19 protein-coding genes and 4 pseudogenes are annotated in these 20658 nt (G+C 58.7%); 14 read left to right on the forward strand and 9 right to left on the reverse strand.

The window, feature by feature from the left end:
- Nucleotides 1-194, forward strand: a pseudogene (locus tag CQ13_RS44785) (insulinase family protein); the annotation flags it as partial.
- A gap of 1512 nt (nt 195-1706) precedes the next feature.
- Here CQ13_RS44785 and CQ13_RS34530 read toward each other — a convergent pair.
- Nucleotides 1707-2405 carry a secretin N-terminal domain-containing protein gene (locus CQ13_RS34530; protein ID WP_156434089.1) on the reverse strand — a complete coding sequence of 233 codons (699 nt, stop codon included), beginning with the start codon at nt 2403-2405 and terminating at the stop codon, nt 1707-1709.
- A gap of 191 nt (nt 2406-2596) precedes the next feature.
- Between CQ13_RS34530 and CQ13_RS44790 the strand changes: the two genes are divergently transcribed.
- From CQ13_RS44790 to CQ13_RS34580, 11 genes are read left to right on the forward strand one after another with little or no spacing between them, the layout of a single operon-like run.
- A complete protein-coding gene (locus CQ13_RS44790) occupies nt 2597-3106 on the forward strand; it encodes a nodulation protein NolB (RefSeq protein ID WP_197427541.1) in 510 nt (169 codons plus the stop codon).
- Nucleotides 3103-3978 carry a type III secretion system inner membrane ring lipoprotein SctJ gene (sctJ, locus tag CQ13_RS34540; RefSeq protein WP_057847253.1) on the forward strand — a complete coding sequence of 292 codons (876 nt, stop codon included), beginning with the start codon at nt 3103-3105 and terminating at the stop codon, nt 3976-3978. The genes CQ13_RS44790 and sctJ overlap by 4 nt, the downstream gene beginning before the upstream one ends.
- A 10-nt stretch (nt 3979-3988) precedes the next feature.
- On the forward strand, nt 3989-4627 hold the full coding sequence (locus CQ13_RS41985) for a nodulation protein NolU (protein WP_156434090.1): 639 nt from the start codon (nt 3989-3991) through the stop codon (nt 4625-4627).
- A complete protein-coding gene (gene sctL, locus CQ13_RS34545) occupies nt 4617-5240 on the forward strand; it encodes a type III secretion system stator protein SctL (RefSeq protein WP_057847254.1) in 624 nt (207 codons plus the stop codon). The genes CQ13_RS41985 and sctL overlap by 11 nt, the downstream gene beginning before the upstream one ends.
- Nucleotides 5237-6586, forward strand: coding sequence for a type III secretion system ATPase SctN (gene sctN / locus CQ13_RS34550; protein ID WP_057847255.1), 1350 nt, complete (start codon nt 5237-5239; stop codon nt 6584-6586). Before sctL ends, sctN begins: the two co-directional genes overlap by 4 nt.
- Nucleotides 6562-7092, forward strand: a complete 531-nt coding sequence (locus CQ13_RS34555) for a YscO family type III secretion system apparatus protein (protein WP_057847256.1) — start codon at nt 6562-6564, stop codon at nt 7090-7092. Before sctN ends, CQ13_RS34555 begins: the two co-directional genes overlap by 25 nt.
- A 59-nt stretch (nt 7093-7151) precedes the next feature.
- On the forward strand, nt 7152-8207 hold the full coding sequence (sctQ, locus tag CQ13_RS34560; protein WP_057847266.1) for a type III secretion system cytoplasmic ring protein SctQ: 1056 nt from the start codon (nt 7152-7154) through the stop codon (nt 8205-8207).
- Nucleotides 8200-8865, forward strand: coding sequence for a type III secretion system export apparatus subunit SctR (sctR, locus tag CQ13_RS34565; protein WP_057847257.1), 666 nt, complete (start codon nt 8200-8202; stop codon nt 8863-8865). The genes sctQ and sctR overlap by 8 nt, the downstream gene beginning before the upstream one ends.
- Before the next feature lie 2 nt (nt 8866-8867).
- Nucleotides 8868-9152: an EscS/YscS/HrcS family type III secretion system export apparatus protein gene (locus CQ13_RS34570; RefSeq protein WP_057847258.1), complete on the forward strand. Its 285-nt coding sequence runs from the start codon at nt 8868-8870 to the stop codon at nt 9150-9152.
- Nucleotides 9153-9974, forward strand: a complete 822-nt coding sequence (gene sctT, locus CQ13_RS34575) for a type III secretion system export apparatus subunit SctT (RefSeq protein WP_057847259.1) — start codon at nt 9153-9155, stop codon at nt 9972-9974.
- Nucleotides 9971-11008: an EscU/YscU/HrcU family type III secretion system export apparatus switch protein gene (locus CQ13_RS34580; RefSeq protein WP_057847260.1), complete on the forward strand. Its 1038-nt coding sequence runs from the start codon at nt 9971-9973 to the stop codon at nt 11006-11008. The genes sctT and CQ13_RS34580 overlap by 4 nt, the downstream gene beginning before the upstream one ends.
- Nucleotides 11009-11046: 38 nt before the next feature.
- Here CQ13_RS34580 and CQ13_RS34585 read toward each other — a convergent pair whose 3' ends face one another.
- The 4 genes from CQ13_RS34585 to CQ13_RS34600 are packed head-to-tail and all read right to left on the reverse strand — an operon-like array spanning nt 11047 to nt 14301.
- Nucleotides 11047-11712, reverse strand: a complete 666-nt coding sequence (locus tag CQ13_RS34585; protein ID WP_057847261.1) for a CpaD family pilus assembly lipoprotein — start codon at nt 11710-11712, stop codon at nt 11047-11049.
- 10 nt (nt 11713-11722) lie between these two features.
- Nucleotides 11723-13177, reverse strand: a complete 1455-nt coding sequence (locus tag CQ13_RS34590; protein ID WP_057847267.1) for a type II and III secretion system protein family protein — start codon at nt 13175-13177, stop codon at nt 11723-11725.
- Between the two features lie 28 nt (nt 13178-13205).
- Nucleotides 13206-13895, reverse strand: a complete 690-nt coding sequence (locus tag CQ13_RS34595; RefSeq protein WP_057847262.1) for a response regulator — start codon at nt 13893-13895, stop codon at nt 13206-13208.
- 1 nt (nt 13896) lies between these two features.
- Nucleotides 13897-14301, reverse strand: a complete 405-nt coding sequence (locus CQ13_RS34600; RefSeq protein ID WP_156434091.1) for a type 1 periplasmic-binding domain-containing protein — start codon at nt 14299-14301, stop codon at nt 13897-13899.
- 1469 nt (nt 14302-15770) lie between these two features.
- On the opposite strand from CQ13_RS34600, the gene CQ13_RS46110 reads away from it, so the two are divergent.
- A complete protein-coding gene (locus CQ13_RS46110) occupies nt 15771-16649 on the forward strand; it encodes a helix-turn-helix domain-containing protein (protein WP_245309523.1) in 879 nt (292 codons plus the stop codon).
- Here CQ13_RS46110 and CQ13_RS46605 read toward each other — a convergent pair.
- The 4 genes and pseudogenes from CQ13_RS46605 to CQ13_RS47415 form a co-directional block, all read right to left on the reverse strand.
- Nucleotides 16540-16878 (reverse strand): IS66 family transposase, encoded by a 339-nt coding sequence (locus CQ13_RS46605; protein WP_283807558.1) that lies wholly within the window; start codon nt 16876-16878, stop codon nt 16540-16542. The genes CQ13_RS46110 and CQ13_RS46605 overlap by 110 nt on opposite strands.
- Nucleotides 16791-17585 (reverse strand): annotated as a pseudogene (locus CQ13_RS34610) (IS66 family transposase). Before CQ13_RS34610 ends, CQ13_RS46605 begins: the two are co-directional and overlap by 88 nt.
- Before the next feature lie 22 nt (nt 17586-17607).
- Nucleotides 17608-17730: a hypothetical protein gene (locus CQ13_RS46610; RefSeq protein WP_283807559.1), complete on the reverse strand. Its 123-nt coding sequence runs from the start codon at nt 17728-17730 to the stop codon at nt 17608-17610.
- 214 nt (nt 17731-17944) lie between these two features.
- Nucleotides 17945-18125: pseudogene (locus CQ13_RS47415) on the reverse strand (hypothetical protein); the annotation flags it as partial.
- Nucleotides 18126-18607: 482 nt separating this feature from the next.
- On the opposite strand from CQ13_RS47415, the pseudogene CQ13_RS34615 reads away from it, so the two are divergent.
- Nucleotides 18608-20658: pseudogene (locus CQ13_RS34615) on the forward strand (Ulp1 family isopeptidase); the annotation flags it as partial.

Below are 20658 nucleotides of genomic sequence, written 5' to 3' on the forward strand. Positions count from 1 at the left end.
ATGCGGTGACGCTGGAGGATGCCAGGAAGGCGGCGCAGCGGCTGTGGGGCCAGGGCCTGCTCACCGTCATCGTCGGCCGTTCCCCGCAGGCCGCAGCCCGGTCGACCACCGCGCCATCAGCCACGACGCCGCCGCCAGCGGCAGTACAGCCAGGCGCCGCGCCATCCGCCGCAACGCCGGCAACACCCAATTAACTTTGTGTTCGTGAGGTGACATGCGCTCTGAACTTCTTTTTTGCGGCCGCGACAGCTGCGGTCGCGGCAAGCGATGCTGTCAATGCGACGGAAACGTCCGCAGGAGGTGTTTTCAAAAACCTCTGCCGGTTGGGAACCGGAAGCCTGCGGGGATATCTGCGTCGTCTCAGCCAGGATGTCCTGTCCGCGCCGACTGCCTGACCAGATCTCTTAAAGTGACACATAATTAATTGACCGCGTACAATCATCTTGGCGCGAGGCCAACATAGCCTAGCCAAGATAATCGACGCCGGCACAGAAGGGACGCTGCCAAGTGCTCCTGCCACCGGCGGCATCCCAAAGGTCTGTTTTAGCGGGGAGGGGCATGGCTCTGCCGCAAGCTGGGCTGTGGAAACGCCTACCCGGTGGGGGAATCCTCACCCGAGTATCCAGGCTAGAGGCTAGGGTCAAGCGACGGGTTGAGACGAACAAAACCTCTTCTCGCCATTCGGCTGTGTGGGGCACAGCTAGGATAGAGAAAGTTGTCGGTGAGTCCTTGCTCGGCATGAGTCCGACGGTTCTTAGCATGTTGAGCTGGGCGTTCGAGGCCGTTTGGGGACAGAAGACCCAGTACTCGCTGGCGCGACGTCCGTTTTCCATGACGAAATTTCCGAGTTGCAGTGGCGCATCCCCCGTGGACGACGATGGCCCGGCTTGTGATGGCGCGGCATGCGATGGCCCGGCCTGTAACAGCCTGGGTTCGAGCTCCTCCCAAACCGGGTCCTTATCGGGGGCTTCCGCCAGCGACTGAGCAGGCGGCTGCTGCGAGCTGGGCCCGTTTGCCGGCGGCCGAGGATGGCTCGGCTTGCATTGGACCGGGTTCGACGTTCTGCCAAATCAGGTCCTGATCGAAATCTAGGGCTTCCGCCAGCGATGGAGCAATCGTCCGGCCGGTAATGGCCCAGGGGGGGCCGCAGCCGGCGTACGCAGATCATCGTCCAACTCAAATGTGACGAATAGGGATGCTCGGCCTCCAAATATGGCGAATAGGCTTCCCCCTGCGGCACTGGCGACCACGCAGCATATGGCGGGGGACTATCTTGCAACTCGCTCAGCTGGTGCTCAAAGCCCGTTGGATCCGCGGGCGGTGGCGGTGAGGCGGGCTGTGGGTCCGTGTTCAGTGGGTCGATTGAGTTGAAATCCATCCTGTTCCTCCTTCACATGGAGCGGCTCGAGCCATTCTTTGAAGAAGGCCACTTGCATCGCGACTACGGAGAACCACTGAGAACTCTCGCCTTGAGCTGCAGCCTCCAATCTGCCGGCAACAATGGCGCCAACCAGGTTTGCGGTTATTCCGAGCATCGGGTGCCCCGACGTTGCATGACGGTGGATAGACGGCATCGCCGTCGAGATATCCGCGCTCTGATGCTAGGAGGATGAGCTTTCGAGAAGCTGACGAGCATCAGAAGGATTCAAAATGAGCCAATGGAGACGGCATTGACTTCCGCCGAAAGCTGCCGCGCATTCTAAATTTCATCTCTGGCCCGGCGCAGGCTCGCGCACGATGCTGTCCTGACGCGGCGCGTCGGAAGAATAGGGGGCTTCCGGTCGTCCATCGCGAACGACCGTGGTTGAGGAGCCACGAAATAACTTCAGCACCGATTCCCGAGACTGCTTTTCGACCGCAGCGTGCGGCCGCGCCTGCGCCTCCGCTACAAGGCCGTTGAGCGTTTGGTCCAAGAGCGCGATGAAGCGTGGTGGACCTGAAACCAAGACGAGGCCATCTCCTGGTGCCGGTCTCACAAGATAGCGCTCGTCGGAGATGTTGAGTGCATCGAGGGCCGCTTTGAATGCATCGAAGCTGATCGGCTTCAACACAAGCAGACGACTTTGCGCCTCATTTGCAGCAGATACATACAGCACGAGCCCATCATAGTACCATTGAAGATTGTAGAGATTGGTCAAACGGTCCAGGAACTCGCGCGGTGGCAGATCTGGCATGCGCCCGCGAATCCGACCCTTCACCTCCGCGCTGACGTTCACTCTGATATTGAGGTTGTTACCGAATTCCAGCAGTGCGGCAGACAGGTCCTGATCCAGAACCGTGTAACTATAAGGTGCCGAAGGCAGCGAGAGCGGAGCCCCAAACGCCGTGAGTACCCCGGAGCAAAGGAAAACTCCTGCGCCCGCAACGCGGTTCAAAATGTTCAGGATCGTGCGTCGGCTTAGCATTCCCAAGTCCCTTCGGCCGGAGAACAAGTATTAAGACTTCGCCCAAATTGGAAGCCAAGCGTGATCTTTAAAATGGCCTTATGGCTCGCGTGTTCGTCAGCTTGCGGTCAGCTGGCCTCTTTACGGTATTGATCATCAATTCTCAACAAGGGCGTGTCTCATCGCACCCCAAACCAATGACACCTTCTATCATGCTAGGCGCCACGCCAATCTCTCTGAACCCTGCCGACGGTCTGTCCGGGCTCTGCCAGCCGGCAGCCATCGGCCAGCAGAGCCAGTTTCAGCAGACTCTTCTGCATGTTGCTTCGACATCAGACGCTGCCTCCTCAGTTACCGATAGAGCAGCGTCCGTTCCTGCGGTGTCAGAGGTTCAGCGTGCAGCAGTGCAGGCGAGCCCGCCTGGCGAGCGCGTGCTCCAGGCTCTCTCTTCGATGTATCGGAGCAATCCCGTTCCTTCTGCAACGAGCGGCGGTGTGACCGCCATTTCGAAGACCGTTCAACCTGGGCCGGCCGCTCAGCCGCTTTCGCGGTCGCAGCTAGTCGGGGCAAGCCCTGCGGGCAAGCCGGAAGGCGTGCTCGACTTCGACGCGATGGTTGCGGGTCTGCGGGACGTTTACAAGGGTGTCGTCGAGGTTTCGCTTGTGTCCAAGAGCACCAGCGCCGTCAGCTCATCTTTGAACAAATTGCTATCGGCGGGCTGAGTTCGTTGAGGTCTGCTTTCATCTACGGACAAAACGGCCATGCCCGCCTATCCGGTCAGTGGTTGCGTGTTTTTGCCGTGCTATCGCTTCTCCTCCCCTTGATTGGCTGTAAGGCCGATCTCTACACCAAAGTGCAGGAGCGCGATGCCAATGAGATGCTTGCTCTCCTGCTTAGCAAGGGCGTCGATGCGGTCCGTGTTACTGCCAAGGACGGGACCAGCACGATCCAGGTCGAAGAGAAGCAGCTAGCCTTTTCGATTGAGCTGCTAAATCTCGAAGGGTTGCCGCGCCACCCTTTCAAGAACCTCGGCGAGGTGTTCAAAGGATCGGGCCTGGTTGCCTCGCCGATCGAGGAGCGCGCCCGCTACGTTTATGCCCTGAGCGAAGAATTGTCGCGCACGATTAGCGATATCGACGGCGTCATATCCGCGCGTGTCCACGTTGTTTTGCCAAAAAATGATCTATTGCGCCAGGACACGGTGCCGTCCTCAGCGTCGGTGTTCATTCGACATAACTCCAATGCAAAGCTCTCGCTCCTGCTACCGCAGATCAAGATGCTGGTCGCCAACAGCATCGAGGGCCTATCCTATGACAAGGTGGCGGTGGTCTTTGTGCCGGTTGAGCGGGCTCCGCTTGAGCAGCCTGCCCCGCGAGCTGCGTCCGCTCAGTCGACCAAATCCATTTCAGACCCGCTACTTGCGGCCGGTATCGGAGGGGGCGGCGCTGCGATTGGCCTTCTGTGCTACATATTCCTGGGCTCTCGTATGCATCAGCGCGCCCAGCCGTCGCGCGCGCGATCCAGACTTGGCAACCGTTCGAACACGCCCGCTATTCCGCCACCCGGTAAAAAGATCACCTCCGACAAGGCATAAGAGTGCGCAGATGCCCATACCGCTGCCATCCTCCGGTTCTCATACGTGGTCCAAATCGACCTCTGAGGGGCTGCGCGAGCTTGCTGCCTCGACCCATCTGACCCGATTTGCTGCCCGTCTTGACGGGCGGCTGTCGGCTTCGACTTTGGTCCGGCTACAGAAGAGCTCAAGGCTGCAGGTAAGACTTGCTGAAATGCTGCTTGGTAATGAAATGGACTCCAATGGCCGTAACTGGGGAACTGATCTTCTGCTCGGCCATGATCCGAATAGGGCTGCTTTGCTTGCCGGCAGTATCTGGCATGCTCGCTCGCTCCTAAAGCTCGTCTCAAAGCAGCATCTCGCGATTCTGCTCGGGCGTATCGGGGCAGAAGCGCACGCTTTCGGTATCCGGAACTTGGCCAGCGCGGTCGCAATCACCGCTACCGCTGATCCGGAGCAACTTTCGCAACAGATTGAACACGATGGCCATGCCTGCCTAGGTGCTTGGCTCGACGAAGCCTCGGCACTTGATCGCACGCGCGTGCTGTTACGCTTGCCCATGGGCACTGCTGCCGAGAATCCAGCGGCCGAACACCGCAATGCCGCGGGCCCAGTGCTTTCCTTGGTGATAACCCATTTGTCGAGGGAGACGCCACGGCATGACAGCTGATGACCCAGCGCTGCCGGTGGCCCCCGAGATACGGCCGCTCGGGCCTCTCATATCGGCGGCCGAGATCGGGATCTGGTGCGATGCCGTAGAAGCGCGCGCGGCTGCCGAGCGGCATCTGCAACGCGTTCGCGGCTGGGGACGGACAGCTTATAAGCGGGAGCAGGCGCGCGGCCGTGCGGATGGCTTCAAGAGCGGCGCCGAGGAAATGTCTCGGCTGATTGCGCAGGCTGCTTCCGCACTTGCGCAGCGAAAAGCCATTCTGGAGCAGGAGTTGCCGCAGCTCGTCATGGAGATCGTGAGCGATCTGCTGGGCGGGTTTGATCCAGGCGAGATGTTGGTGAGGACCGTTCGTAACGCGATCGAGAAAAAATATGGTAGCGCGGAAATTTGCCTTCATGTCTCTCCTCTGAAAGCCGATGCGCTAGCGCGCGAGTTCGCTACGTGCGATGGACAGGAGGGCCGGCCGAAAGTGCGGGTTGCTCCGGATCCGGCTCTAACGACAGAGCAGTGCGTGTTGTGGAGCGAATTTGGCAATGTAGACATTGGAGTTGCCGCGCAGCTGCGGGCTCTACGCCTTGGCCTGGGTTTGCCATCAAAGGAAGATGGGCCATGACCACATCAGCCACCGACGCGGCGGGAGAGAGGAATCTGCACGCCGCGCTATCGTCTCTGAAATCTACAGCAAAGCATATCGACACGCGTGCTGTACGAGGGCGGATCACACGGGCGGTCGGCACCTTGCTCCATGCCGTCTTGCCAGAGGCGCGTATAGGGGAGCTTTGCCTGTTGCAGGATCCCCGCACCGGATGGTCGCTCGAGGCCGAGGTGATCGGCCTATCGCAAGATGGGGTATTGCTCACTCCCATTGGTGACATGGCGGGCTTATCCAGCCGAGCAGAAGTGGTCGCGACCGGACGAATGCATGAAGTTCCGGTCGGCCACGATTTGCTTGGCCGGGTCATCGACAGCTTCGGCCGTCCGATCGACGGAAAGGGTCCAATCAGCGCCGCTCAAACTCGTCCGCTGCGCGGCAAGGCTCCCAACCCCATGACAAGGCGCGGTATCGAGCGAACATTCCCACTCGGCGTCCGTGTCTTGGATGGGCTTCTAACATGTGGCGAGGGGCAGCGGATCGGCATCTACGGAGACCCAGGGTGCGGTAAGTCGACGCTCCTGTCGCAGATCGTAAAAGGCGCGGCTGCCGACGCCACCATAGTCGCGTTGATCGGTGAGCGCGGTCGTGAAGTGCGGGAATTCATCGAGCAGCACCTCGGTGAGGTAGCGCTTCGCCGCACCGTCGTTGTAGTTGAGACCTCCGACCGCTCGGCAATGGAACGAGCGCAATGCGCTCACATGGCGACGGCACTCGCCGAATATTTTCGTGATGAAGGACTTCGCGTCGTCCTGATGATGGACTCATTGACGCGCTTTAGCCGCGCCATGCGCGAAATTGGCCTTGCGGCAGGAGAGCCGCCGACGCGGCGCGGCTTTCCGCCATCGGTTTTTGCGATGCTTCCTGGCCTGTTGGAGCGTGCCGGCATGGGCGAGCGCGGCTCGATCACGGCCTTCTATACTGTGCTTGTCGAAGGCGACGGCTCGGGTGATCCAATCGCCGAAGAATCACGAGGCATTCTTGATGGCCACGTTGTTCTCTCACGCCTTTTGGCTGCGCGCGAGCATTTTCCAGCTATTGACGTATTGTCAAGCCGCAGCCGCGTGATGAATGCGGTCGTCTCTGTGTCGCATCGAAAGGCGGCTTCCTTCTTCCGTGATCTGCTCTCCCGCTACGCCGAGGCCGAGTTCTTGGTGAAGGTTGGCGAATATAAGCAAGGCAGTGATCCTCTGACAGACCGGGCAATTAATTCGATCGAGGAGTTGCGGAAATTCCTGCGCCAGGGCGGAGACGAGGCGTCAAGCTTTGAGGAGACCGTCACATGGATGTCGCGTCTGACCGCGTGAATCGCGTCCATGCCTCGAAATTGCGGCTAGTGAAGGACATGAGACAGCGGAGCGCCCTTCGTGAGGTGTACAACATGGAGGCCAAGCGCCGCGCCGCGCTTCAAGCGGTGGAACAAGCTGTCCGGGATCTTGCAACGGCCGAGAAAAACCAAGCGGCGCTAGAAGCGGAGCTTTACCGAGAACTGGCATCTTTTGATTCGCTCTCTGTCGAAGAGCTCGATCGTCGCTGTCACATCGTCATTGGACGGCTCAAAACTGAGATCGCAGGAGCACGCCGAACGCTTGAGGAAGCGCGCGCCGCTCAAGAGCGGGCCGAGACGGCGGTCTTCGAGGCGCGGACCACTTTGACAAAGTGCTCGGCGGCGAGTCACAAATGGCAGAGAATTGAAGGCGACGTTCAGCGCGCGAGTGATGCCCATTCAGAGGCGGAAGCCGAGATGGAGGCCGATGATGAGGTTTTGCTTCGGTATCGCAGTGGTTTGCGTACTCACACGGCTAGCGACTGAATCTGATGGCTTCTTCTATGCTAGGGAAAGCGCCTTGTCTTGTGGACGCGCCTGTGACCATGGCTACGGGTGAACAATCGGGATTTGCACCGGCGCTAACCCTGTCCCCTGCGGTCGTCTCTTGGCTCAACGAGATCGCTGCTGCCCGCAAGCCTCTGCAAAGCCGTCTCCGCGATAAGCCGCTATCCGTACGGATGGAACGGCTTGTCTGGGAGCCGGAGCCGTGTGTCGTATCGATGCTCGACTGCGTTTGGGCCATCGGACATGAAACAATCATCTTATCGTTGGCCCGTCCGGTTGTAGAAGGGCTGATCGCGACGGTGCAAAGTGAGCTTGGCCTACCTGCCGAGCCCACTCGTTCGCTCCTCGTCGAATTTGCACTCGATCCGTTGCTCGATCAACTAGAGGGGCTGACTCAACAGAAGTTGCAGCTGATCTGTTTGAGCGAAGCAACGGCTCGGGGTCCTTATCTGGAGCTCGAAATCACCTACCGCCCATTCAAGGGAAAAGCGCGCCTGTTCCTGTTCTCACCTCTCGATGGTTCAGTTCCACCCGCGTTTCGGGCGTTAGGCGGACTGCTCAGGCAGCTGCCGCGAGAGGCACGCCAGCTTCCCCCAGAATTGCCTGTCATCGTTAAGGGAGAGATCGGTTCGCTCCGTGCGACGCTTGCGCTGCTAGGGAAAGCAAATGCAGGAGACGCTCTATTGCCGGACGTAATCCCCTTGGCCCGTGGCCAAGCCATCCTCAACGCGGGAACCTTGTGGGCTCCGGCACATGTTGCAGAGGATCGCTTGATCGTGCGAGGGGCATTCCGCCTCCAACCACATCCCCTGGAGTGTGCACATATGATGACTCAATCCGAAAAACCCCGGCCGCCCTCTGAAAGTGATCTCGACAACATCGAGATTACTCTTGTTTTCGAATGCGGCCGCTGGACTGTCGCACTCGGAGCCTTGAGGGATATCAGCGAGGGACATGTGTTCGAACTTGGCCGACCGCTCGACGGACCGGTTGATATCCTTGCTAACGGCCGTCGCATAGGCCGCGGGGACATCGTAAGCATCGGCGGGGAGCTTGGCGTCAGGTTGCGGGGCAGGCTGGCCGTCAATGACTGACATTCAACCGGGAATCCTTGGACTCCTTGCGATCACAGCCGGCCTTGGCCTGCTGGCGTTCCTAGTCGTAACAAGCACAGCGTTCATAAAGGTGTCCGTCGTGCTCTTCCTCGTTCGCAACGCGCTCGGAACTCAATCTATCCCACCGAACCTCGTTCTATATGGCGCGGCGCTGATCCTGACAGTTTTCATTAGCGCGCCAGTGATTGAACAGACCTATAATCGCCTTTCTGCGCCACAACTCCGCTACCAAACGGTCGATGATTGGCTGAGCGCCGCAAAGGAGGCGCAGGAGCCGCTGCGCGGGCATCTGAAGAAGTTCACCGCTGACGAGCAGCGCCGTTTCTTCTTGGCTTCAACCGAACAGGTCTGGCCCGAGGACATGCGCGGCAACGTGAGCGCCGATGACCTGGTCATTCTGGTGCCATCTTTCCTAATTTCAGAACTCAAGCGTGGCTTCGAAATTGGTTTTCTTCTCTATCTGCCCTTTATCACCATCGATCTGATTGTAACGACCATCTTGATGGCTATGGGTATGTCGATGGTTTCGCCAACGGTGATATCCGTGCCGTTTAAGCTGTTTCTATTCGTCTCAATCGACGGCTGGTCGCGGCTCATGCACGGGCTGGTGCTCAGCTACACAACGCCGGGAGGCTGAGCATGGATGAGGCGAGCATTCTCACTCATATGAGCCGGTCACTTGTGCTCTTCATGATCTGGGTTCTGCCACCGCTTATCGCGGCGGTCGTTGTCGGCTTGGTCGTCGGCATCATCCAGGCGGCAACGCAGCTTCAGGATCAAACTTTGCCACTGACTGTGAAGCTTCTTGTCGTTGTCGCGGTGATCGCTTTGTTCTCTCCAGTGCTCAGCGCCGCGCTGATCAAGGAAGCAGAGCAGGTATTTACCGACTTTCCCGCACTCACAGCAAGTATTAGCCGACGTTAGATGAACGTCCCCTCACTCACCGAGACGCAAACTCTGATCCAGGAGGCGCTCGAACTCGTGCTTGCAGCCGGGCTCGCGGCAGCCCGCGCCCTTGGCATTATGTTGGTCCTTCCCGTATTTACGCTGCCGCGCATTAGCGGGCTGATCCGCGGCTGCGTGACCTTTGCGATGGGACTGCCATGCCTGTTGCAGATCAGGCACGGATTGCAGTCGCTGGATGAGGGCTCACGACTGATCAGTGTCACGTTGCTCGGTTTGAAGGAGGTGTTCGTCGGCCTGCTCATCGGCTTCTTGCTCAGTATTCCGTTATGGAGCATCCAGGCAGTGGGTGAGATCATCGATACCCAACGGGGGATTACGAACCCTGTTGCTTCCGATGATCCAGCCACGCGCGGCCAGGCTTCGGCGACAGCGGTTTTACTCGGTACCACTGCGATTGCGATTTTCGTTCTAGCCGGGGGATTGGAGAATATGATTAGGGGCCTTTATGGCAGCTATTTGATCTGGCCCGTGTATCGGCTGATGCCTAGCTTGACCGTGCAAGGCGCGATGGCATTTCTGGGACTTCTCGGTCACATCATGTATACGGCGCTACTGGTCTCTGGCCCCGTGTTGGCATTCCTGCTGCTACTCGATGTATCGGTCATGATACTCGGGCGGTTTGCGCCGCAACTCAAACTGAACGATGTCTCTCCCACCATGAAGAATCTGGCGTATGGGTTAATCATGGTAAGTTACGCCACCTTCCTCGTCGAATATATGGGATCGGAAATCAGTCAGTCCAACACCGTGCTCGAGTTGTTCAAGAACCTCCTTAAATGAGTGGCTCGAGCGAAGAGAAGAAGCTCCCTCCCACTCCCAAGAAGCTAAAAGATGCGCGCAACAAAGGGCAGAGTCCGCGCAGCACCGATTTGGTCAGCGCAGTCAGTGTTTGCGCCGGTTTCGGCTGCCTCTGGTTAAGAGCCGGCCTCATTGAGACCAAGTGGTATGAGACGGTACGGCTAATCGACAAACTGCAGGGGCAGCCGTTCACAAGCGCGGTCCAGCAGGCGCTGGGCGGCTTGATCGAACTGTTTCTTGCGGCCGTTGGTCCATTCCTCGCGGCCGGTGTTGCCGCTGGTATTCTAGCGGGGGTCCTGGCCAATGGTGGATTAAACGTCTCTTTCGAGCCCTTAAAGCCGAAATTCGAGAAATTGGATCCCATGAAGGGGCTCAAGCGGATTGCGTCTAAGCGGTCGCTCATTGAACTCTCGAAGTCGCTTCTTAAGGTGTGCGTTCTCGGCGCAAGCTTGCTACTCACGGTTATCGCAAGTTGGAAGGCGCTGGTATACTTGCCAACCTGCGGTAGGGGGTGTTTCAACTTCGTGTTCACTGAGATCAAATTGCTGACCGAAATTGCTGCCGGTGCTTTTCTGATCGCCGGATTGGCCGATCTTCTTATCCAGCGCTGGTTGTTTTTACAGGACATGCGCATGACGGAGACCGAGGCCAAGCGCGAGACCAAAGAACAGCAGGGCAATCCGCAGGTCAAACGAGAACACCGTCGCCTTCGTCAGGAGACGGCGAACGAGCCTCCGCTTGGCGTGCATCGCGCTACATTGATAGTGACAGGAGAAGCGATCTTGATTGGGCTTCGCTACATTCGTGGCGAGACCGGCGTGCCGATCGTGGTTTGCCGTGGTGAGGGCGAACTTGCCTCACGACTGCTTGTTGAGGCGCAGTCGCTGCGCCTCAGCATTGTCCAGGATCCAGCCCTGGCGCGGCAGCTCATCCGGAATGCCAGGCTGGGCAACGTCGTTCCTGGGGAGTACTTTGAAGGGGTTGCGAGAGCACTCTATTCCGCCGGGCTGGTCTAGACATTGCTTATGGCAGCAATATTGCGCCATCCGGCGCGCTATCGAGGCGACTGTATATCCCTCGTCGCCGTTGACCCGGCTTCTGGCGAGGACCTGTTGCCACTTCCATCTTCCAAGTCGCTCTTGTTGCGTCGCCCCATGGACCCATATGTGGCAACAGGAATGGCGGCACGATCGCCTTTTGTTGCCATGACAGCTCTATTGTCCAGCAGGTCGCCCGGATCGTTGACCATGACTCCCAGATTGTTGCGGATTGAGCAGCCTAGCGTCTGGTCGAACGAATTATCGTTAACCGAAGGACCAATGATCGAAAGGGACGGACATATGGGAGGACGTGCTTCATAGACAATTGCCTCGATTCGTACCGCGAAGCCGACAGGCCGGTCGATGCGAGAGCCGAACAGGCGGACGTTGTAAGGCGCGACGCCCATTGCGCGGGCCTCGCTGGCTACCTGCGCGGCGAGCCGGGGCGAGCCGGTGATATCGAGATGGAGCGCATCAAACCGACCGCGACTGGCGCCGGCAATGAAATCCCTCAGTCGATACCGCTCGAGGCCACGAAGGCTCTTCAGCACCAAGACACTGTTCTGCTGCTGCACCATGATTGCTTGTTCAGCCGGCCCAGTGTTGATCAGCGCAGTGCTTGTGCAGCCGCCTAGGCTCGCCATCAGAACCAACAGATGGGGCAGGGCTCGTAAAGTCATTCGACGATCCTCATTCGATAATAAAGCCGGCGCCGCCTGTCGCGCCTGGTACACTGGTGCGCGGAGCGTCGCGGCCTCGCGGCGGACTTGCCAACGTATTCGTCAAGGTGCGCCCCATATCTGAGGGCGGTCCGACGCGGTCGGAGGGGGCGCTCATCCGGTTCGGGTTCGATGCTGGCCGCACGATGTAAGGCGTGACAATAATAACGAGCTCCGTCTCCTGCTTTTGAAAGGACGAAGAGCGAAACAGCGCACCGAGAATGGGCAGGTCGCCTAACCAAGGAAAAGTACTGATATCCGTGCTGAAGTTACGCCGGATTAGCCCGCCTATTACGAAGCTTTGTCCGCTCCCAAGCTCGATAACGGTCTCCGCACGCCTCGTAGAGAGGGCAGGCACGGCCATACCGTTCACTTTGACCTCACCTACTTTCGAAATCTCGCTGACCTCAGGTTTCACGCGGACATTGATTTGATTGTTGTTAAGAACAGTCGGGACGAAGTCGAGGCTCACTCCATAGTGACGAAATTGGATCGAAACCTGTCGGTTGTCCTGCATGACCGGAATTGGAAATTCGCCGCCCGCCAGGAAGCGCGCGGACTCACCGGACATTGCGGTGAGATTCGGTTCAGCCAGTACGGAAGCGAGGTGCTCGCTGGCGAGCGCGTCGAGAACAGCGCCGACGTTGATACTACCGGCGCTGAAGCCGATACCTGCCTTGCCGCCGCCGCTAGCCGTGCCGGAACCAGCACCTTTGCCGCTGCTAAAGAAAAAAGTGCCATTCAAAGCAGAGAGATTGATGCCGAGCTCCTTCATGGCGCTGCGTGAGACCTCCGCTACGCGAACGCTCAGATTGACCTGTAACGACCCGGCGACCTGAATTTTATTGAAGACCAGCGCACCCGGACCGAGAAACTGCTCTGTGACCCTCACGGCAGTGGCGACGACATCGGCATTGGGAGCCGTACCGTTAAGGATCGCGCCGCGGGGGGTATAGCTGACTTGGATCGGATAGTCGCCGACCTGGGCCTTCAGCATGGCACGCAGATCCTCGATCGGGTCCTTGACGATAACACGAAACTCGCCGAGAGCTTCCCCATTGTCGTTCAAAGCGAACAGGCTGGTCCGTCCGGACTTCTTGCCAAAGACGAAGATGGTCGTGTTCGATGGCGCTTGATAATCCGCGATCGTCGGGTCGGCAACAAAGATGCTCGCCGCCGGCCCGGGCAGATGAATTGTCTTGCCGAGCGAGGAGGAAAGGACCAGCGTCCCATTGATGCTGCTAGGAGCCGCGCGCGGCGGCCCCCCTCTAGCGTCCCGCGTCGTCTGAGCTGCGGCAGTTAGTGGCGATAGCAAAGCGACCGCGCACAGGAGGTGGGAAATAGAAGGACAAACGGCAGACCACAGGGCGCTAGCGACGATCGAGCGTCGATCGCTGCCACCCTCATTATCAAGAGCGATCTTCAAGGTAGTCTTTGCTTTCAAGTTCGATCGACTACGCGGCCGATGCCGCGCTGTTCAATTCAAGGATATAGCCGACGCCGCGTGCGGTCGTGATCCGTAGCGTCGCACCAGACTGATTCAAATGACCGCGCAAGCGATAGATTGCGACTTCAAGTGCATTAGCAGAGACCTCGTTGTCAAACGCATAGAGGCTATCCTCCAGCGACGCGCGTGGCACGGCGCGGCCTGCGCGGCTGAGCAGATGCTCAAGAATGCACACTTCGCGGCGTGCAATCTTTAGCGGCCGACCACCAACTGAAACTTGCCGGGCGATCGGATCGAATTTTAGATTACCAAACACAACGACGGGGGCTGTCATTTGCGTTGATCGCCTCAGAATGGCTCGCATCCGAGCGATGAGTTCATCAGTAGACACGGGCTTGGGCAGAAAATCGTCTGCACCACCATTGAAAATGGCGATCCGCCTACCGAGATCATTGCGGCTGCTCATCACCATGGCAGGCATCAAATGTCCGTCGCGTCTCAACCGCTTCAGCCAGTCCAGGCCGTTTCCATCCGGTAGGGCTAACTCGAGCAGGAGAATGTCGTACTTGGCGTAGTCGAGAGCGGTCGCCGCCTCATCCAGCGTGCCCGCCACATCAACGGCGAAACCGCAATCCGAGAGCGCTTCTTGCACAGCGCGCGCAAGGTCCGCATCATGATCAACCAGTAGCGTTCGCATTTCATTGCCTCTTCATGCCAAAACTACAAAGCAGATCACCGTCGACCATGAAGTCGGGCGAAATTGAGTTCTCCAGCTTCAACGTAAACGTCGGGAGACGGTACCGACTAAGAAGAGCAATGTTGCCAACGGCCAACATCGCTCCGCCCATTGCCTGTCGATTAGCAATTTCGGCCGTTTGCTGTGGATCGCATGCGTCCTTGACAGTCAACGTGGTCTTGATGTCGGGAACCAGACCAGAATCAGTCAGAGCATTGAGCGCTGTGGCAGGACCCTCGTGCATCTTCGCGCCAATCTCGGCAGTGCTTCCGGTCATCGGCTCGGCGAGCGCATTGCCAGCACGCGCAATCGAAACCAAAGCACAAGAGAGAATGGCTGGATTGGCATCCGAACTGATACGAGACATTTGGAAGCTCCCCATGTTGCCCTGACTCTGCGGTGAGTCTTGCTATGCCATCGACCTGTGAGGTCGTTTGGTCATAGCAAATGCAACCTTGAACGCGTGAAGACAGATCGCACCCCCGCAGCGGGCCGATGCTCTAGATGCCGCTAGCGTGGGACGAAACAACCAATGCGCCGCGGGCTATGAAAAGATTGGCTCGGTGGGCGGTGACGTGCATCGGGAGCGCGAGAAAACCCGGCATTTAGACAGATCCAACGCGCCCGCTTGGCTGCGGCCCATCTGGCACACCGAAGAATGGCGAATCCGTCCCCGCAGCGGCGTTATCAGGCATGTGGTTCGGGTGGTTCCGCCGCCTGCATTCCACCTCACGGGAAGAACGGCGGCGAATGCCGAACTTGGACTCAACTTCATTTCCCCTCCGACAACGGGTACGCGACGACAGCGAGTACTGCTCTTGAGCTCCTCGTGCTGTTGCCGCCTCAACTTGGCCGGCGCGGGTACCCCGTCCGGCGCGTAGGCTACGTTGCCAACAGGCTTTCGAGTGTACTGATCGAGGAGCGTGACGGGGTCGAGCGGTGTGGCCCTACGGGTTAGAGACATTCGCAATTCTTGCTACCTGTCAGAAAGTGTTGCACGCGACGCATTGTCGCGACTGATGTCTGAAACCCTACAGTCTGACGCTACGTGCGATTCAAGTCCCTTCGAGAGCTCGTGCATAATTATTTAAAAAAATCGCAGGCTTGCTGAGGCAGCCACCATGGGAAATTGGATAAAAAGCACCGCGACGCATCAAAGCAGCAAAGCATCTTACGGGAACCAGAGGGCCTTCGCTGGCGCCGAGACTCACCATTCGTTGTCATCTGGACGGAAGACCGGCGCCTGTCATGATGGGCGACAGGTTCCGCACGGCTGATCATTCCAAGACGTCAATTGCAAGATGAAGACTGCATTACTTGGCATCGTGATGATGCGACTACAATCTCAGCAACAACCTGGTACCCGCGAATTCAGTTCAATTCGCTCCAAACCTGGGCAATAAGTCAAAAAGCAAGTTTCCCGCTCCATCAATGCCCATATCTCTTGGAGTGAGCAGCCAAGCTCCCCTGACGGTAAAATTTATACATTCGGAAGCCATGCGCATCGCAGTGATGCGGAGTGCGTTCGGGCAGCCTCTGGGTCTCCCCATCGACGCACGCCGCTGGCGGGCTATCGGTCTGCTCGGGGAGGGCTGCCGAAGTCGAGCGGTTCGACCCCTTACGGGTTTGAGACATCTCGCAATTCCTTCCCCGGAGGATTCGACAATGAGAAAGCAGTGTCGTGCGCAAATGGATCTGTTCCTTCCCGTGACCCGGCCCGGCGATAGGAGTGGCGCCGAACGCCAGAAGGCGGTGGCGCTTCTGCGAGTATTGCTAACGGAAGCTGCGGCGAAGCCGCCAACGAGCCTCAGGCCAACGGCAAAAATGGAGCAGGCAATGAGTAAGATCACGCTCGCGCACCTGGCCCGTGCCGCTTTCGTGTACATCCGCCAATCCACAGCGTATCAGGTCGTCAACAATCTCGAGAGCCAACGACGCCAGTATGGCTTGGTCGAACGCGCGCGGGAGCTTGGCTGGGAAGACGTCCAGCTTGTCGATGATGATCTCGGCCGATCCGGTGGCGGAGGAGGCCCAGCTCGAGACCCTCAAACAGACGCATGCTCCAGTCTTTCCGCCGCGGATCGCGCGAGGTGGATGACTCTCGGCCAGGATTTGACCAAGGCGTGGAACAGTCCCGTGGCGTCCATCGAGACACGCAAGAAGATCATCAGACTATTTGTCAAAGAAATCATCGTCGATGTCGTGGGCGATACATTGGCGCTCATCATTCACTCGCAAGGCGGCGACCACACCCAGTTGACGGTCAAAAAGAACAAAATCGGACAGACCCGCTGGACGGTCGAAGCCGATGTCCTCGATCTCGTTCGCGCATTGGCGAGGCAATTATCGGACACGGCAATCGCTGCGATCCTCAATCGGTCCGGCAAGCTGACTGCACATGGTGCGAGTTGGACACGATCCCACGTTTGCAGTCTCCGGAACACCAACGGCATTCCTGTCTACCGCGAAGGTGAACGAGCCGAGCGCGCCGAAGTGACGTTGGATGAAGCCGCCGACATTCTGAAGGTGAGCCGCACGACCGCCTATCGGATGGTCAGCAGTGGCGCCCTTCCGGCCCGGCAGCTGTGCGGCGGGGCGCCCTGGATTATCCGGATCGCCGACCTGCAGCGAGGCGCTGTGTGCCGCGAAGCCGATGCCAGACGATCGCGTCGTCCGATATCTCGAGATCCGCAGCAAAATCTCCTTCCTTTATAAGGGCATCACCAGATGAGTAGTATGACGCGCCAACGTCATGACCGGCGAAGAGCGCGTTTTTTCTGGTCAAGCAGATCGGCCGGATCGCGTTTTCGACCGGATTGGTGTCGAGCTCGAGACGCCCGTCATCGAGGAAGCGCGTCAGTCCCGGCCAATGATTGAGTGGTAGCGGATGTCCTCGGCGAGCGTCGAGCCGCTCGAGATCATCGACAGCTGTTTCTCGAACCATGGCTTCAACGCGGCGACGATGGGTAGCGAATGCTCCTTGCGTGCGGCCAGCCGGATGTCCGGGGATAGACCGCGGACCGTGGCTTCGATGGCGTAAAGCTGTGCGATCTGCCGCACCGCGGCCTCGGCGATCGGCGATTTGCTGTTGCGCGCCAGCTTGACGAAGCGCCGGCGCAGATGGCTTCAGCAATTCACGAGCGTCCACGACCCTTGCGGGCGAGCGAGCTCGGCGAGCCGATCGTAGCCCTTGTACCCGTCACATTGCAGGAAGCGCCCGTTAAAACCGCCCAGGAACTGCTCGGCGAAAGCGCCGCTGCGTCCGGACGCATATCGGAACAGCACGATCGGCGGACTTGGGCCGCTATGGCCGCGGTCGTCGGAGCGATCGCCCAGAAGAAGCCTTTCTTGGTCTGGCCGCGTCGCGGTCGAGCATCGGCGCCGTGGTTTCATCCATGAACAGGCGATCTGCCATCGCCAGATGGCGGCGGCATGTGATCGCCGACAGGCTGGAGATGGAAGCAGGCGCGACCGGACCAGTTGCCCAGCGTCGCCCGGTCGATCCGGATCCCTTGCACTTTGATGCGCAAGCAGTTCGCTTGTCACATGACCGAGCGCATCGAGCCCTTCCACTGTATCGACCGGGTTGACACAGTTGCGCCCTTCACCTAGCGCATGTCCGAAGATCGCCGCACGAACTCGACATTCCATGCATTCCAGCGCTTACCCATGGTCAGCCCATCAGCCATTTGGTCGCCCCGAGGATCGCTGCGATGTTGCTGCCGATAACCGTCCCGAGCGCCGGACCGACGCGCCTGAAGATACCAGTCCAATCCTTGCCGAACAGGATCAGCACCGCAACGAACAGGCCGCCGATATCAGGCGGGCGTCGATGACGCCGAAGTAGAACACACCATCGTTGAGTACCGGTCCCATGGTCAGCTCCCCTTGCACACGCCGGGTTCGCAAGGTTCGGGCAAAGGCATGAATTCGATCTCACTTCGCTGGCCAAAAGGGCAGATGTGACAAGGCCACTCCCCCCGCCTGTCAAAGCCGTGTTCAACCCAGGATCAGCACGATGAACCACACGCCTTGTAAGCGCCTTCACATAGCAGATCAGTATGCCTGCGCTCCGCAATCATCCGCCCCTTGTCTAAGACGACGATCTTGCCGGCAACCACAGATAGTGCTGTGTCGGTGAGAGATGACCACGATGGTTTTGCCGGCGCGGCGCAAGTCCTCAACCAGCCGCTCGAACCACACGGCGACTGCCAAATACTTCCTTGATGCAGGTGAGGGGCAGCCTCACGCGGTTGCTGCGCCTGAAGCGAAGGAGATCGCCCAGCGCAAGGCGAACCCGCTTTCTCGACACCTGCACAACCTCAAGCAGCCTCGCCAGAGCCGTCAGGGCTTGAACCGTACGTGGCGTGAGGTTGTAACCTTAGACCGAACGTGCGCCCAAATTCCAAATTGAAGCCGGAGTAGGACGGGTTGTTCGAGATGAAAGCGGACGTCTTGCGTCTACTCGGGCCAAGTTCAATCCCGACGTGCCGCACCGCTCTTTCAAAAGGAGGGGGCAGGTAATGAGCGAACTGGGAGAAGGGGTACGACTGTCGTTCTGTGGCTTTGTTCTGATTGTCGACCTCAGCGATCGGCTTTCTCAAGCTGGATCCTCTGAGTCCAGCTTAGCTCCGGGTCAGCTATGAAGATTTACCTCATATAAGGAGAGTGATGTGGAGCACAACTATAACGGATGGCTCAATACGGACGCTTGGATACATCAGTACGCTGCCCTGCAAGAGCAGCAGCGGACGAGGCAAGAGTCGGACCACATGCCTGCGGATCAAGCTGGCTTTGAGCAGCAGCTGAGCGACCTGCAACTCAGTTCCTCTGATGAGAGCTCGGCTGAGCTGAGTTCGCCCGACACTCGACCCGCAAAGGCGCATGACAGTATCCAGCGCACTGACGTTGGCGGTTCGATGCGGATGCCGCCGCAGTCCAATCTTCGGGGCAACTCGATCAACAGCACGCGCTACAGCGTAGATCTGCCTCGCTCTCACCTTGGTGGCTCACCTGCTGGGGCATCGCAGTCTGACTTGCGTGACAGGCTATTGAGCAGCACGCGCTATACAGCACCATCGGAACCGGAGCCCGTCGCGCGGACAAGGGATAAGAAGAGCGGAGGACTGTTTTCTCGCGTTAAATCAGGGCTCGGCAAAGTCTTCGGAGGAAGTCGCGGTGAAAGCTCGTTCGGCGGCCCGGCGTCGGATGTGGTCTATTCAGAGCTTCGTATCGATTACTACAAGCGCAGCCGCGCGTCCGAAGAGGACGCGGCCCTCCTTTCCGAGTTCGCGCGCGCGGCTGCAGGCAGTTATGCTTCCAGTAGCATTCAGAAGATGGTGGGACATCTGGGCAGGTTCAGCGACTTCCTCAAGTCTAAAAACTTGACACTGGCCAGCCTGGTTGAAAACCCTGTTCAGTTGAAAGCCCGTGCGGATGAATTTGTGGAGGCGGGAGGCGTCAAGCAAGTGCATACGGCATTGAAAGCGCTTCGGAAGTCCCGCGCCGGCGAGTTGTTGCCTCCGCCATCTCCTCCTTCTCCGCCGCCTCCTGCCGGAGACGCGCTGCTCATTCGACAGTTCGCGGCAGCAGCCCGGGCACATAAGGTGCCCGAAAAAACTATCAGGCCTCATACGGAGGTTCTTAAGGACTTTGCTGAGTGGCTCACGGCCAAACAGAAGCCATCCATGACCTCTCGGTTTCGAACCGACGAATTAGCCGAGGACCTCATGGCATACGGCGAGGAGAATGACCCCGAGGGCCGCCTATTTACGGCGCTCAATCATCTCCGAAGGCTTCGGCCTGACGGGGGAGGGTTTGAATCACTCGGACCCGGGCCCCGCGTCATGGGGCGCCGTACTTTGAGCGCTTATGAGAGCGACGCCGGCATCATCGACGGCGCGAGTAAGGAAGCCTTGCGTAAGCTTGGACCCGAAGCGACTGCCAAAGAGAGAGCGCCTATCCTCAAAATCGCTAGTAATCAGCGCAAGCTTAGTGAGTGGCTGAAAAGAGAGGACAGGGAGAGCATAGAGAGTCGACTCAACGGCAATGAGCAGCAGGAAAAACAATTGCAGAAAGATATCTCGGAGTTCAAGCGAGCCATTGGCCAACCGGACATCGGCTTGGGGATCAACAAGCTTCGGCAGTACCTAGGCAGCGAGCTCCAACACGGGCTTCATCCTTATGACGACGACGCCAGCATCATCGATGGCCTGGCCAAGGAACAGCTAAGCAAGCTCGGATCCGACCCGGCTTCCCAATCGAAAAAGAAAACTGTCCGGAATGCTGCTTCGGCGCAACGTAGGTTCAGTGATTGGCTCCGAACCACGGGTAGAGAGAGCATAGTGAGTCGAATCAACGGCAATGATCAGCAGCAACTGTCGTTGAACGTAGATTACCGGGAATTCACGACAGCCAAAGGGAACATCGGCCTCAGGAACAAGCAACTCAACCAGCTTGGGGCGTACCTACGAGTCGTCGAAGCAAACAGAGCGCTGGGTGTGGCCTTCCCTGAGCGGCCGAGTCAGGAATCGCGGCTTGCCGGGTCGAGCTTATCGTGGTCGCCACGAGTGCCGTCCGACTTCGACCCGAGTGAGTGGCCGACGCCGCAAGGCCCGGCTGGGTCGAGCTCAACCTGGTCGCCGCGAGTGCCGTCCGACTTCGACCCAAGTGAGTGGCCGACGCCGCAAGGCCCGGCTGGGTCGAGCTCAACCTGGTCGCCGAA

The organism is Bradyrhizobium retamae, assembly GCF_001440415.1.
GTDB classification, from domain to species: Bacteria; Pseudomonadota; Alphaproteobacteria; order Rhizobiales; family Xanthobacteraceae; genus Bradyrhizobium; species Bradyrhizobium retamae.